This window comes from Bacillus sp. sid0103 (assembly GCF_019219025.1).
Window position 1 is genome coordinate 93537 of record NZ_JAHUWN010000010.1, and the last position, 14561, is coordinate 108097.

At 39.5% G+C, this 14561-nt stretch carries 13 protein-coding genes; 5 read left to right on the forward strand and 8 right to left on the reverse strand.

Annotated features, from left to right (window positions below; all coding sequences use genetic code 11):
- The first annotated feature begins 152 nt into the window (after nt 1-152).
- The 3 genes from KW850_RS12975 (at nt 153) to KW850_RS12985 (ending at nt 1859) form a co-directional block, all read left to right on the forward strand.
- Nucleotides 153-1100 carry an iron-hydroxamate ABC transporter substrate-binding protein gene (locus KW850_RS12975; RefSeq protein WP_218347994.1) on the forward strand — a complete coding sequence of 316 codons (948 nt, stop codon included), beginning with the start codon at nt 153-155 and terminating at the stop codon, nt 1098-1100.
- 119 nt (nt 1101-1219) lie between these two features.
- Nucleotides 1220-1486: a hypothetical protein gene (locus tag KW850_RS12980; RefSeq protein WP_218347995.1), complete on the forward strand. Its 267-nt coding sequence runs from the start codon at nt 1220-1222 to the stop codon at nt 1484-1486.
- Nucleotides 1487-1634: 148 nt separating this feature from the next.
- Entirely contained in the window at nt 1635-1859 is a 225-nt protein-coding gene (locus KW850_RS12985; protein WP_218347996.1) for a diguanylate cyclase domain-containing protein, read from the forward strand.
- Between the two features lie 462 nt (nt 1860-2321).
- Here KW850_RS12985 and KW850_RS12990 read toward each other — a convergent pair whose 3' ends face one another.
- From KW850_RS12990 to KW850_RS13010, 5 genes are all read right to left on the reverse strand, one after another.
- Nucleotides 2322-2918 (reverse strand): biotin transporter BioY, encoded by a 597-nt coding sequence (locus tag KW850_RS12990; RefSeq protein WP_218347997.1) that lies wholly within the window; start codon nt 2916-2918, stop codon nt 2322-2324.
- Nucleotides 2919-3093: 175 nt separating this feature from the next.
- Nucleotides 3094-3624: a GDYXXLXY domain-containing protein gene (locus tag KW850_RS12995; protein ID WP_218347998.1), complete on the reverse strand. Its 531-nt coding sequence runs from the start codon at nt 3622-3624 to the stop codon at nt 3094-3096.
- A complete protein-coding gene (locus tag KW850_RS13000) occupies nt 3617-4690 on the reverse strand; it encodes a DUF2157 domain-containing protein (RefSeq protein ID WP_218347999.1) in 1074 nt (357 codons plus the stop codon). Before KW850_RS13000 ends, KW850_RS12995 begins: the two co-directional genes overlap by 8 nt.
- A 234-nt stretch (nt 4691-4924) precedes the next feature.
- Entirely contained in the window at nt 4925-7306 is a 2382-nt protein-coding gene (locus KW850_RS13005) for a M14 family zinc carboxypeptidase (protein WP_218348000.1), read from the reverse strand.
- A 558-nt stretch (nt 7307-7864) separates the two neighbouring features.
- The gene (locus tag KW850_RS13010; protein ID WP_218348001.1) at nt 7865-8278 is read right to left on the reverse strand and encodes an acyl-CoA thioesterase; all 414 of its coding nucleotides are present in this window, start codon (nt 8276-8278) and stop codon (nt 7865-7867) included.
- Nucleotides 8279-8609: 331 nt separating this feature from the next.
- Between KW850_RS13010 and KW850_RS13015 the strand changes: the two genes are divergently transcribed.
- Nucleotides 8610-9146 carry a ribonuclease H-like YkuK family protein gene (locus KW850_RS13015; RefSeq protein ID WP_218348002.1) on the forward strand — a complete coding sequence of 179 codons (537 nt, stop codon included), beginning with the start codon at nt 8610-8612 and terminating at the stop codon, nt 9144-9146.
- A 55-nt stretch (nt 9147-9201) separates the two neighbouring features.
- Here KW850_RS13015 and KW850_RS13020 read toward each other — a convergent pair whose 3' ends face one another.
- Both KW850_RS13020 and KW850_RS13025 read right to left on the reverse strand, forming a co-directional pair.
- Nucleotides 9202-10662 (reverse strand): PAS domain-containing sensor histidine kinase, encoded by a 1461-nt coding sequence (locus KW850_RS13020; RefSeq protein ID WP_218348003.1) that lies wholly within the window; start codon nt 10660-10662, stop codon nt 9202-9204.
- Nucleotides 10663-10920: 258 nt separating this feature from the next.
- A complete protein-coding gene (locus KW850_RS13025) occupies nt 10921-12315 on the reverse strand; it encodes a M28 family peptidase (RefSeq protein ID WP_218348004.1) in 1395 nt (464 codons plus the stop codon).
- A gap of 579 nt (nt 12316-12894) precedes the next feature.
- Here KW850_RS13025 and KW850_RS13030 point away from each other — a divergent pair.
- Complete coding sequence (locus KW850_RS13030) at nt 12895-13377, forward strand: hypothetical protein (protein ID WP_308128794.1); 483 nt, start codon at nt 12895-12897, stop codon at nt 13375-13377.
- 120 nt (nt 13378-13497) lie between these two features.
- Here the strand turns inward: KW850_RS13030 and KW850_RS13035 are convergent, their stop codons facing one another.
- Nucleotides 13498-14514, reverse strand: coding sequence for a DUF418 domain-containing protein (locus tag KW850_RS13035; protein WP_218348005.1), 1017 nt, complete (start codon nt 14512-14514; stop codon nt 13498-13500).
- Nucleotides 14515-14561: the final 47 nt, after the last annotated feature.

Genomic DNA, 14561 nt, shown 5'->3' on the forward strand with positions numbered 1-14561 from the left:
ACGTTTATGGTATATAAGCGACTCCCAGTATTATCCTTCAAATTTATTTCACAAATTTATTCAATTTAAATTATTTTGTTTATTGACACCTTAAATGAAAATGATTATCATTACCATTATAATAGGTATTCACTATCTTAGGAGGTTTACATATGCTTAAAAAGCGCTTTTATTTATCTTTTACTTTATTACTAATGCTATTTTTGGTAAGTGCTTGCAGTAATTCTGATAATTCAAAAACAGAAAAGTCGTCGGAAAAGAAAAATGCCGAGGTGACATTAACGGATGCTAAGGGGGAAGTGGTGATTCCAGCTCATCCTAAGCGAATCGTTGCTCCTTATTTAGAGGATTCATTAGTAGCATTAGGAGTTAAACCAGCTGCACAATGGTCTATCGGTGATACCGTTTTGGATTATTTACAGCCAGAGTTGAAGGATGTTCCCAAAATCGGCTGGGACCTTCCACTTGAACAAGTTATCAATAACAACCCTGACTTAATTATTTTCAGCTCTCCATCCGCCATCCAAAAAGGGCAATACGAAGAGTATAAAAAGATCGCTCCAACCTACGTCTATAAGGACGAAGTTAGTGCAGATTGGCGCAAACAACTAACGCAAATGGGCGAGATCTTGAATAAACAAACAGAAGCAAAAAAAGCACTAGCCAATTACGATACCAAAGCAGCAGATGCAAAAACGAAAGTCCACGATGCAATTGGAGATGAAACAGCAGCTATCTTATGGATTATGGCCGATAAGTTTTATCTAATGGAAAATAATCGTTTCAGTGCCAATGTTCTTTACGGCGATTTAGGCATTAAACAGCCTGCATTCGTTAAATCACTTGGTGGTGCCGCTGCCCAGTGGGATCCTATTGCTCTTGAAAAATTGCCAGAAATCAAAGCAGATCACATCTTCCTTGTCAGCAAAAAAGGGGAACCAGGTTTAGACATATTATCGAAGAGTTCGATCTGGAAAGGTCTTGACGCGGTTAAAAATGGACATGTGTATGAAATGAACGACCCAAGCAACTGGACCATCAACGGTCTGAATGCCGGTGAAAAAACCATCGACGAAGTCGTAAATGCCCTAAAAAAATAACAATCTCATTTAAAAAGGCGCCATCCACTTTTAGGATGACGCCTTTTTTATCTATAGGGCTTATTATTTTTCTTAAAAAGATATGGGTGCCTCGGGCTCAGGGGGATTTAAGCAATCGTTTGATTAGTTTTTCCATTTTGCTTGAAAAGTCATGGGTGCCTTGGGCTCAGGGGGATTTAATCAATCGTTTGATTAGTTTTTCTATTTTGCTTGAAAAGCCATGGGTGCCTTGGGCTCAGGGGGATTTAATCAATCGTTTGATTAGGTTTTTGATTTTGCTTGAAAAGCCATGGGTGCCTTGGGCTCAGGGCGATTTAATCAATCGTTTGATTAGTTGTCTATTTTCGCTTAAAAGCTATGGGTGCCTTAAGCTCAAGATGATTTAATCAATCGTTTGATTAGTTTTTTTCATTTAGCAAAAAAACTCCATGGGGGCCATGAGCTCAGGATGATTTAATCAATCGTTTGATTAGTTTTTCTATTTTGCTTGAAAAGCCATGGGTGCCTTGGGCTCAGGGGGATTTAATCAATCGTTTGATTAGTTTTTTGATTTTGCTTGAAAAGCCATGGGTGCCTCAGGCTCAGGGGGATTTAATCAATCGTTTGATTAGTTTTTCCATTTTGCTTAAAAAGCATGAACGCCATAAGAATAAGACGATTGGGATTGTTGTTTGTGACATCGATAAATTTAAAAGGATTAATGATAATTATAACCACGTGGTCGGTGATAAAGTGATTCAGCACTTTGCGGGCACATAAAAAAACTATCTTAGCGAAAAATGATTTCCTGTTAAGGAGTGGGGTGAGGAATTCACCCATTGTCTTAGAAAACGAAATTTCGAGGAGACTTTGGAAATTGTTAATACAATTCTAAACGAGGTCAAAACAATCATATAAATGTAGACTTTAACGTAGAGAATCTGCCCATTTCTTACACGGCATCATTTGGACTCTTCTTCTATACTGCAAACGAACATGTCTCTATGGAAAAGGCATATATTCAAGCAGACCAGCTCCTGCTCCAAACAACTTGGAAGAAACAGAGTATCCGTCGAAAATGCCCTATCACCCCTATAAGGAATGCGGCCAACAAAAAGTGGTTACACCAACTAAATGGTGTAACCACTTTTTTTATGCAAGATATATTTATAATGGTGTCAGGCACCACAAAAAGACAATCATCCACTCCATATGGACATTTTTGTTTTGTGTTGGATCTCTCTAGGAAACGCGCTTTAGGTTTTTAAATTGTCCTTTGGATAGGACAGTTTTTTCTAGTCGGTGGGCCATGATTCCTCCTAGGACTGCTAAGATGATGTCCTTTGGCAAAGGCACTACCATCCATAACCATGCCATTTTATAGGTAAATCCATCTGGCGCAGCCGCCCAGAGCTTGTAGGCAAAGTACATCCAATTTGTTCCGAATAAGTAGTTAACAACCATTCCGATTAAGGATGCAATGATAAAGGCCGCCACAGTTTTCTTCTTTTCAACGACTTTTCCAATGATAAACGCTGTGAAAATATATGAAACAATGAAGCCGAAGGTGGGACTGAAAATTGAAGAAGGTCCTGCCCCAAATTTAGCAAAAATAGGTACGCCGGCCAATCCAACTAACATATAAACAATCATTGCTATTGAGCCTAACCGGCTCCCTAAAATGGCCCCTGCTAAAATTGCAAAAAACGTTTGTAGCGTAATTGGAACTCCTCCCACCACCATAAAAGGTACAAAAGAGGTGATATTAGCCCCAATCGCCATAAGGGCTACAAACATCCCCACTAGTGTTAAATCCAACGCTCTTAATTTCCGATTCATTCTTCCACCCCAAATAATTGTTATAAGTTTAAAATAAAGGGTGAACCGCTATATTGTCAACCAAAATTAAATTATAGTTAACAATAAAAAAGTGTCAGGCACCAAGGAGAAATATTTTCCTCTCCACGTGGACAAAAAGGAATATTTGTCCACAAGTGGTGCCTGACACCCACGTTTACTTCGTTGTAATATCGGTCAGGATGGCGTAGCCTTTGTTTACTTTTAGTTTCGCTAGTATTTCTCCTTTAGCAGAGGCTTTTTCCCATTCTGTGCCTGTGTTGTCCTCAAGGTAGTAATTATCCAAATCATATTTAATATAGACAATTTCTTGGCCTTGGTTGTCTTTATCGATATAGCTGACTGTTCCGTTGAGGAATTCTCCCTTATCTGGTTTCGAAAGGGTGACTTTAATGGGCGTATGGACTCCGTTCTTTTTTTCCATCAGAACGTACACACCAAACTCTCCACCAAGGTCCTGTAATCTTGTAACCACTGATTTTTCCACCAATTTTATCGGGACCTCCTCTGCTTCATATTGCAGGGTCACATAATCGCCTCTAAATACGTCGGACGGATCCAACGGTTTTGTTTGGAGAATCATTTCTTCCCCCACTAATAAGGTATAAAGGGGCATGACGCACATGCCCAATAGAATGAGGACCGGCACACAACAAGCCAAAACTAACTGCTTTGCCCGCTTATTCATGCACACTCACCCCTTTTTTCCTTTGTTTTTCAAAATAAAAACCAAAACCAAGTAACAGGAATCCTCCAATTATAAAGACAAACGATTTTGGTAAAAACTCAAAGGATAAATCAAGGTAAAAACGGAAAATCATCACGCAAAGAATAATGATGCTAAGGAGACTTCCTCTATTGATTAAATACAAGACATAGATCAGGTAGAGGATGGAAAACGGAATATATAGCCAATCCAGCGGCCAGTTGCCTTCAAATGATAACATTAATGCAGCCGCGCCATGAACGAGGTAGCCTAATACAACATAAATGTCTCTAATTTTTCCCTTTGAAATAACCAGTGCCACGCCGATGATCAAATAGATTAGTCCGAAAACGTAATTAAAATCTTGATAATCAAACCGATAGGTAAAATAACTAATGATCGTGCCAATAAATGCGAGCGACAGCAAGCCATTGACAAAACCAGTTACCTTTGAAAAACCGATTTTTTCATTAAGGATATAAATTGCTGCAATCCAGAGGAGAGTCCAATAAGGGATATTTACTCCTTGGAGATATTGCCCATCAAGCATGTATTTGAGGACAAACAGGGAAGAGGCTAATAGAATCCATCTATCCCGTAGTACCCATGCCAATGGCAAAATGCCAAGCGACCACCATAAAAAAGCATTTTGGGAATTTGTTCCGAGATGAAACATTTGCTCGACAAGAAAAATTCCTGCTCCGAACACTAGACAGCCTAAGTAATAAAGACTCTTTGATGTCTTTGGAAAGTTTTTTTCCATTTTGTAGCCTGCAAGGTTACAAGCAATATATAAAGCGATGATGATAAGAAATTTCACAGTTTTTCCAATCTCATCCCAATTGCTTGCAATAAAGCTTAGTACCCCAGCGCCAATTAAAATCGTACCAACATACAAAAGTGTTTTTGTAAAGGATAGTTTCTGCACCTCGTAAATTGCTTCTATCTCATGAGCCTTACCAGCTGGCAGAATCTCTGAATCTTCTAAGTACTTAAGCTCCCTCTTTAAAAAATTTAATTCATTTTGTTTGACAATTCGCTTCGTCAACCATCCCACCCCTTTTTGCGTCTATTTATAGAGATTACACCCGTTCAACCGCTTCGAACTAAGTGCTCTACAATTAAGTTTATTCGACAGCTATTATTAATATCCTTTTAAAAGAAGAGTGCCTGACACCATAGCTGTTAAGGATTTCACATCACCTTTGGGGATATTTCTATCACCTCAAGTAAATAGGAAAAAGCCGGGTTCATCACTGAAACCCGGCTCCTTCGATAACTTTTATTTTTCAAAAATGGCATTGGATAATAAACGGAATAGGTAATCCGTATGGTCACGGAAACCCGCCTCTAAACCGATTAAGGTTACATCCTTATTCTTCTCTTTAACGATTACAGCCTGACCCTTAGCATCGGCTTTTTTATTAATCCAGTGCCCAGCTACAAAGAAATCATCAGAGTTTGCTAGACTTGCAACTACTTCATCATTATCAGTACCGGTATACCAAACTGGGCGGTAAACAAAACCAAGGTCATCCTGGTCATAACCTGCAGTTATACCAGTTCCTTCATAGTTCAACTTCACGATTCCATTGCTATTAGACCCAGCAGGATTAATTATATCGTCCGTAAGGCCAAGCGTTTTAGTTGCGTTTGATGCCCCTGCGCCAACAGCAATATATTTTCCGCCCTTGCTTACGAAATCAGTCACATTTGCCTTAAACGAATCAAACTGCCCAGCACTTTGGAACCCAAATTCTTTGTTTGCCACTGATAGATTAGTAGAAATCAGATTTTCGGTACCACTGTAAATAAACACATCAAATCCATTCAAACCGCTTTCCGCTACTTCCACTGGCGTCACTTCTGTCACCTCAAAGCCAAGACGTTTCAGTGCAAGCTTCGTTCCGCTATGGGACTGGACTTTGCCCATACCGCCATCCTTCAAAATGGCTACCTTTAAGCTGGTTAACGTAACTGCTTCTGCAGGCACCTTATCTGTAGATGCAACCTGTAATCCAGATCCTTTTACAGCTGCTGAAATCTGGTTAGCTGCTGCTTCTGCGTAGAAATTACCTTTAGCATCACGCTTTACAAGGATACCTTGTTGAAGCAAAGTATTTACTAGATTAACAGCTTTAACGGAACTGTTTTGAATCAAGAATGGCCCTTTACCTGAGACAGAACCTTGCTCAGTAACTTGGTTTACCTTCGTAGTCGTGACATCAACCGAATTTTGTGTGGCGAAAGCGTCAAAGCCCCAAAGTTCTGGCAGGCTCCATGCAGAAATATCATACATAGCTGGCGTGTCATTCGAGATATCTTCCCCGTCCCAAAGCATTGTATTGGCTAAACCAGCCTTTGCTTGGTCCATTTGAACGAGATAGGTTCCTTTAGGATAAGTTTTCCCATCTACCGTAAAGGCTTTCGAAGCTTGGACCACTTCAATATCATTATTGATTAAGTGATTAATAGCCTTATTCGTTACAGTTGGATCCTTCTCGTCAACTGGAAGGATATACGCTTTCGGGAAGAATCCATCCTGATGGAACGGATGGTCAAAATTAATCCCCCGCTTAAACATTTCAATTTGGTCCGTGATCATGCCTTGCTTATTCTGTGTAGCAAATTTTAACGCGCCTAAAATGGCATTATACTGCCAGCGCACGCCATCTAAGTCATTCGTCGGCGCCTCTAATGTATGACCGTAAGCCCCGTGGTACATGGCGTACATTGGTGTAAAGATTGGCGGATAATCGTCCCAGCCTGCAGCATCATCACGCTGTGGAACATATACACCTTCCATGCTTTGATACTTGCTTCCAGTGTAACTGGCTTTATCTCCCATAATTGACGCTTCCATCGCTTCTGCTTGTTTGTATGCCCACTTATTATAAAGATCATACTCATAGTTCGGGTTATGAGGAGGCGTACAAGGTTCGATTAATCCTTGTAAGTTTGGACCGTATCCACTTACGTATCCATGAGTATCAAGGAATACCATCGGGTTCCACTCTTTAATTAGTTCAACCGTTTCTTTCGTTTCTGGCTGTGACTGTGTAATAAAGTCACGGTTCAAGTCGATACCCTCGCCATTAAAACGAGTGGCATTCACACGTCCGTCAGGATTTTGTACAACATTGAAAATAAGAATATTACTATTTAAAATACTTTTGGTCTCCTCGTCATTCTGTGTTGCAAAGCGTTCAATGAGTTGAAGAAGTGCATCGGAACCTACAAATTCTGTTCCATGAATGGAGCCGTTTATCATGACTGGAACTTTAAAGTCAGGATTATTGGCAATCCACTCTTGTGCCTTCCCTGGGTTTTTAAACATCTGTTTTCTTAGGGATTGGATTTTTCCAAATTTCCCTTGGGTAGTTGGATCCGCAATCGTTACAACATAAAGTGGATGGCCATCGGCTGAAGTTCCGCGAACCTCCACTTTTACTCTGTTAGACTTCTTCTCAATGGATTTCAACTTATTGCCGATTTGCGAGAATTTAACAAAGTCATAGTTTTCACTATTAAACTTACTCCCATCCTGTTCTTCATATGCATTCACGTTTGTCCATTTTGGTCCCTCAGCAAATCCAACTGTCCATGGACTTGACGTCAGCAAACCTATAGCCAATAGGCCGGCAACTGTTTTCTTCGTCTTCATTTGTAACCCTCCGTCTATGTATCATTATAAATTTTTATGTATTTTTATTCCATTAGACTTATTTTATTACGGAATCTTAAATAATTAAATCCTACCAATTCACCAAACAAGAAATCTTTTTATTACAAATTATAGGGTATTTGACATATATTTGAATCAACATTACATTAGTGCTAGGCACCGTAGAATGAAAAAGGTGTCAGGCACCCCAAAAAGACAAATGTCCACGGGTGGTGCCTGACACCTTAGATTATTTATCTCTGCAGAATTTGCAAACTTTGATGGTTTGGTTTGTTTCTGTTTTATGCGGGTACAATAGTTTGATTCTTGTTCTCGCACATATCGGGCAGGTTCCGCGCCCGTTCGAAGGCAGGTAGCTGATTGTTTTCCCTCGGTTTCTCTTTGCCATCTCCATCCATCCCTATCCAAATTAGATTCTTTTCTTTATCTAATGATGGACTTGCACAAATATTGTTAGGCAAATAATTGTTTTTTGAAAAAAGATTGTTCGAATGTTCATTTGTTTGATGTACGTTTTGGATAAATATTTTTACAGAATTAACAGATTGCATTCACCTGTGAAAGGTAATCATCATTCAACACAGTATCATTCTTAAGGAGCATTCGCACTTCATTTGGAACAGTGACTTTTCTCCTCGTTTCCCGATTAATTGTCGTAAGAATCACTTCAGCAGAAACAGCCAGTTCTTTCCCGTCCTTCAAAATCGTCTGTTTGAGAATAAAACTTGTATTCCCCACATGTTCTAGACAAGTACGGACCAACAACTTTTCATTATTGAATACTTCCCTTTTATAATCAGCACCAATATGAACGACAACTGCTTCCACTCCTAACAAAATACAATATTGGTACCAAGCGTTGCGTGCTTGATCTAAATAATCAATGAGTTTCACATTATTAACATGGCCCCCATTCGTTTCTGCAATCATGTTCATTTCTGAATAAGCCAAGCCCTCTCCCCCTATTTCCGTCTAATCTAAAAATCCCTTTTACTGAAATTCGCCACTAACTAACAGGTTACCTCCACCACAAAGTACAATTCATTCCCAACCTTAACAGACTTGTCCTCCCACAGTGGACAAATAAGGCATTTGTCCACTGACGGTGCCTGACACCACTCCTATGACACCATTCATGAATTTTTGCTCACCTTTCTACATACATTTCTAAGAAGATCAAATGTTTCAATGGCTGCACGACTATATATCACTTTCCATAAGATAGGAATAAGAGGCGAGACTAAACTTTTTCAGTTGGAAAGGAAAGATGTGGTGCTTCATTATGAAAAAAAGCGGAGCTTATCACGATTCGTTTCAAAATCTTCAAGAGAATGGAATGTCTTTCGAACAGGTTTTTGAACGGATTGTATCATTCATGAAGTTAGATCCAAATGGCAACTACAAACTAATGGTCGGCACAGATTCTCAAGTCCATAGATCTACAACCGTTTTTATTACCGGACTTGTCATTCAGAATAAGGGAAAAGGAGTATGGGCGTGCATAAGGAAGGTCGTCATTCCAAGGAAAATGACACACTTGCACGAGCGGATATCTCTTGAACTATCATTAACGGAGGAAATTGTTTCGATGTTTACCGAGGAAAGGAAAAATGAGTTGGTTAATCTTGTTCTTCCCTATATCTATCAGGGAGCAACTTTCACCATGGAGGGACACATTGATATTGGCGCAGGTAAACGAAACAAGACGAGTGAATTTGTGAAAGAAATGGTAACCAGAATTGAATCCATGGGCGTTGAACCAAAAATCAAGCCGAACGCCTTTGTAGCATCCAGCTATGCAAATCGTTACACCAAATAAGGGTATCAGACATCACAAAACACTGTGGTGCCTGATACCTTTTTTATTATCTAATTTAAAAACATTCCAGTTCCACTTTCACCGTCGTACCTTTACCCATTTTACTTTCGATGTTCATGGTACCATTATGTTCCTGGATAATTTTATTGCTCACGGTAAGCCCTAGTCCGATTCCTTTGTCCTTAGTTGTATAAAAAGGTGTTCCTAAAAAGCGCATCAGTTCGGTGTCAATTCCCATCCCTTCATCAGAAAAGCTTATCTGTACACGATTGCCTTCCACTCTTTGGACATGAATATCGACATTTCCTCCAAACGGCATAGATTCAATCGCATTTTTTAAGAAATTAACAAAAACTTGTTTTAACTGATTAGGACTACAATCTATTAAAATGTCATCTTGTTGATATTGGTTTGTAATTTGAACATTATGTAATAATGCTTGGGGATGTAAAATATTAACCGTACTCTCTAAGACGGAAGTTAAACTTACTTGTTCAAATTGAATCGCCTGTGGCTTTGCCAACGACATAAATTCATTGACAATTATATCAATTCGATCTAATTCGTTCATGATAATTGATAAATATTCATCTTGTTTTTCTCTATTCGTTGCATCTGTCAATAGTTTTGAAAATCCTTTTAATGATGTCAAAGGGTTTCGTATCTCATGAGCAACCCCGGCAGCTAATTGGCCGATAATCGAAAGACGGTCTAAATTTCGAAGGGTATCGTCATTTTTGATCCGATCTGTAATATTTCTGCCAACCGTGACATAGGAATCAATCTCTCCTTGATCATTAAAGATGGGCGAAATCATGGTCTCGGAATATATGACTTCATTATTACCCGTTTGGACCTGCGTTTGGAGTAGTTGAGGCTCCTCTGTTTCTATTAACTTTTGATAAACCTTTTTTAATTGGTCAATTTCCTCTGGTATGATAAGATCACAGACAGTTTTACCAATTAATTGATCAGGGGTATACCCAATCCCGTCCTCATGAGATGGAGATGCATAGACGACCTTTCCATCTTTTGAATACACCTTGATCATATCCGTTGTATTTTCAGTAATTAGCTTGTACAGTTCCCGTGTTCTCTTCAATTCTCTTTCAATATTAATAAATTTGGTTATATCACGAAAGATGGCAAGGACGGCAATAATTTCCCCACAAGAATTCCGAAAAGGAGAATACGAAACAGCGATATCAAGAATGGTTCCGTCTTTGTGGTAGCGCTGTGTAACCATATCAGTAAAGGTTTCACCACGCTTAACTGATTCAATAATATCATTTGCTTTATCAGGATAAGGAAATTCATCAATTCTTTTCCCTAATAAATCATCCTCTGTATAACCAAAAATTTTCGTATACATTTGGTTCACTCGAATAAACCGATTCTCCATATCAACCATACAAATCCCGTCCGCTGTACAGTCTAGAAACAAGTCTATTAAATCATCTGGATTATAAACTACAGATTCATTCTCTTTTGAAAAAATCGGGAAAAACTTCGACATAGAGATCGCTCCAAACACATCAAATATACTCTTAATTTCCATTTTACAGAGTTTTTCGATAAAGAAAAGGAGAATTTTACAATTTCAGATTCATAACGGTGTCACATAACGGTGTCAGGCACCACCGAAAGACACTTAGCTTATTTCGTCCGCCACACACGGACAACTGTGTTTGTTGATATTAAAAAACGCTTGGACCACTGTGGTAAGTGGCCAAGCGTGGCTCTTTCTTGTTATGAATGGCTGCTTTCGCATTGATTAATCGACTGGACGGTCCTCAAAATCGTAGTCAACGGTACCTGCGGCAACACGTGCCTTTTCTAATGCCGGGGTTTCAGGGCGGGCAATTTGATATACCGATGATCCAACAATCTCAGCGGCCTGCTGCAGTTTTTCCTTGCTGATTTTATCTATTGTATCTGTCGGCTGATGGTACCATGGTTCCACAGGTGAATGGATGAATAATGCCGATGGAATTCCTAATTCATGGAACGGCTGGTGGTCGCTTCGGCCTAATTGTCCATAAGGAATGGCTACATCCATCGTCCTTACGCCTGCTGCTGCTCCTAAATCGGTAACAAGGTTCTTCTGACCGTCAATCGTATACATAATTAAGCCGCCCGCTGGGTGATCCGCTCCGGCATCTCGACCGCCTATCATATCCATTTGGAAGTGGGCAACCATACGGTCCACGTCATCTTTTGGAAGCTGAGAAGCATAAAAAGACGACCCCACTAAACCTCTTTCCTCTGAACCAAATGTAAGGAATCGCACTTCTGTATCGATTGGTGCTTTCGCAAAAATCCTCGCTAATTCAAGGACAGCCGATACACCTGAGGCATCGTCATTTGCCCCTGGTCCCCCATGAACAGAATCATGATGGGCGCCGACAGTGACAATTTGGCCTGTATCCTTGTTCTTGTTCGGCTTCAATTTAGCTTCAACAACATAGGATGTTTTCTCGATTTTTTCGATATCCACATCTAAGGTTGCCTCAACTGGTCCAGACTTTAATTGGTCCACCAGAGCCAAGCCCTGTTTCTGTGTAATCGCTACTGCTGGAATATTTTGCCCCTCAGCTGCTTGTCCAAAGTTGTTACCATTTGAACTGTTGTTATACATTAGTACCCCAACTGCACCTTTATCTAACACATTTTGTACTTTTTCGATAAACGTTATGTCCCCGCGTTCCACCAAGGCAATTTTCCCTTTCACTTCATCCGGAATTTCCCCAAGCTTCGCTTTCCCAACATTCACAAGCTGTCTGGATACCTTACCACTAACACTGCCACTAAAGGCATGCGGTGCAGTCCCTTCGATATCAGATCCACCAATTTTCACCCAAACATGGTTTGTTCGGTAATCATAGATTGGGAATGGTATTACCCTTGTTTCAAAACCTAAGCTCTTAAACTCGCCCTCTATGTATTTAACCGCACGAACTTCCCCTTCCGTTCCCGCTTCTCTTGGCTGCTCAGACAACAACGCAATGGTGTTATACATATTATCTGCGCTAATTTTCTTGATAATTTTATTATCAAAGGCTGTGTCTGATTGTCCATTTGGTGCACTCATAGTTTGAGCATAGACGGCCCCGCTGGACAAAACCATCCCAGCTGCTAGAATTGTAATAATAGATTTACGACGAAACATGTAACTCCCCCTTTTTTATTATCAATCTACTGATTATTCACATGTATGGAATAATTAGTAAACTATAATCGTTTTACAAAACAACTGCAATTCCTATTAATTTCAGCATATTTACACTATAGAGAGTTTAATAACCAAGTTATTTTTAATGAAAAGCTATCAAAACATAGGAGTTCCTTACTAAATACACCTTTAAAAAATAGCTATTTTTGGATATATCTCCTCACACACACATGATTAAATGCCTAAGAAAATCAGAATATTATACCTACGAATCACCTGTTTCGAGGAAAATAGACATATTTTGCATTACCCTCTCCCAAGATCGGATAAATCCTCATTTTTCTTGTAAAAATGACAAAGTTTTCACATAGAAAAAGCACCCAGTTTGGACAGATTTTTCTGTCAAACTGCACGCTCACCTTCCCATTTACCCTTATTAAAACTTTTATAAGGCACTTTCTATTTCATTGGCCATTGATTTGACAGATAATACCACCCTATGAATAAAATAAAGCTTTTACAAACACATAATGGACTTCCTTCCCCTCATAAATTGGGCATTAGGAGGTGAATGTAGTGAAAAAATGGCTATTGGCTATATTCTTACCCATTTTGTTTTTAATGTCTGGATGCTCCAGTGATCCTGTACAAGATGATTTACTTAACTATGTAAATAAAGAAATGAAGGAAGCGGGGAAATTAGAAAAGGCTGCCATATCAGCCTATGACGGGGTCTCGGGTTCAAACTATCAGGATGATCAAACCATGTACAATGTGTTAATAAACGATGTTATTCCGAATTACAACGAATTTATTAAAGAGCTTGATTCGGTAAAGATAGAAACAGATGAGGTAAGAGAAATCCACGAAATATATATTGAAGGGGCAGATATACAGTTTAATGCCTTTGCAATAATTAAGCAGGCCTTAGAAGAACAGGACGCAAATTTAATTCAAAAAGCCAATGACATGTTGGCGGATGCCCGAAAACATATTCGTGATTATCAAACAAAATTGGATCACCTAGCAAAGGAACACGATGTAGAAATTGAAAAATAACAACCTTTCAACTTAGCCGCCGTTCATTTCCTCCTCACATAAAGTCAGTCCTCCAACATTCAAACTCGTGGGGGACTGACTTATTTTTCTTGAATCCCACACCGTACAATCCGCGCGAGCTTATATCTTAGGTTTTCTCATTGGCGGGAACTCAAGATAGGTCATCGCGCGCCACATCCATTCCAAAGGACCGAATCGGAAGTACCGCAGCCATAGTGAACTGAAACTAAGTTGAATCACAAAAATCACTAAACACAGATATAGTGATTGGATGTAAGTCAGATGATCGACTAAATCCAAACCTTTCCCTGCTGTCAGGATTAGGATTGTTTGTGAAACATAGTTTGTCAACGCCATCCGTCCGTAGCTTTTTAAAGGAGATAAGACCTTACGGATTATTGAAAAACGTAACAGCAACATCAACAGCCCTACATAAAACGCCGAAACAATCGGACCAATCGTGATTCCAATATGTAAGAACATTTTCGTTTCGATGCTGGTTTCATCCAAAGCATCGCCAAATTCAAACGGTGCAAATTGATATTGATACATAAGGCCACTAATACTCAAGACAAACATGATCCCAGTAAAAAGAGCAGTCATTTTCCAATGGTGGACATAGCGTTCAAATACCCGGTACTGCCCGGCAGCAATTCCTAACAACATTAGGGGGACGACCATGAAGATTTTTTCAGCAAAAATACTTAAGACGAGCACCATCGCCGCTCCAAAAACAAGATTTACTACCTTGCTGGCTCTGTAAAAAGGCAAAATAATCAGGCCGCAAACGGCGTAAATCGTTAATGCTTCCCCTGGATGGAATTGCACATGGACGAGTCCAAGTAAAAATAAGACGGCTACCCTGCGCAAAAACAACATATATCCATTTTTCCCCTTGGCCATTGCCTTTGAGATAAAAATGTAAAAGCCCACACCAAACAAAAAAGTAAAGATTGTATAAAAGCGCCCTTCGACAAATAGGTATAAAAACCTCAAATACGTTGCATTGCCAGTACCGGGAAGTGGTACTTTTACCGAAAGTAAGGGAATGACATTAACCAGAATAATTCCCAGTAATGCAAATCCCCGTAAATAGTCTAATGCATCGATCCGTGCATTTATATCCTTCGAATTCATCCTAATCAACTCCACTATCATTATAACCGTTTAGGCAGCATTCACCC

What these genes read in the sequence shown, in the direction of transcription:
- KW850_RS13015 (WP_218348002.1), top strand. Translation starts at nt 8,610, where the DNA reads ATGAAAAAAAGCGGAGCTTATCACGATTCGTTTCAAAATCTTCAAGAG.
- KW850_RS13005 (WP_218348000.1), bottom strand. Translation starts at nt 7,306, where the DNA reads ATGAAGACGAAGAAAACAGTTGCCGGCCTATTGGCTATAGGTTTGCTG.
- KW850_RS13020 (WP_218348003.1), bottom strand. Translation starts at nt 10,662, where the DNA reads ATGTCGAAGTTTTTCCCGATTTTTTCAAAAGAGAATGAATCTGTAGTT.
- KW850_RS12975 (WP_218347994.1), top strand. Translation starts at nt 153, where the DNA reads ATGCTTAAAAAGCGCTTTTATTTATCTTTTACTTTATTACTAATGCTA.
- KW850_RS13025 (WP_218348004.1), bottom strand. Translation starts at nt 12,315, where the DNA reads ATGTTTCGTCGTAAATCTATTATTACAATTCTAGCAGCTGGGATGGTT.
- KW850_RS13035 (WP_218348005.1), bottom strand. Translation starts at nt 14,514, where the DNA reads ATGAATTCGAAGGATATAAATGCACGGATCGATGCATTAGACTATTTA.
- KW850_RS12995 (WP_218347998.1), bottom strand. Translation starts at nt 3,624, where the DNA reads ATGAATAAGCGGGCAAAGCAGTTAGTTTTGGCTTGTTGTGTGCCGGTC.
- KW850_RS12990 (WP_218347997.1), bottom strand. Translation starts at nt 2,918, where the DNA reads ATGAATCGGAAATTAAGAGCGTTGGATTTAACACTAGTGGGGATGTTT.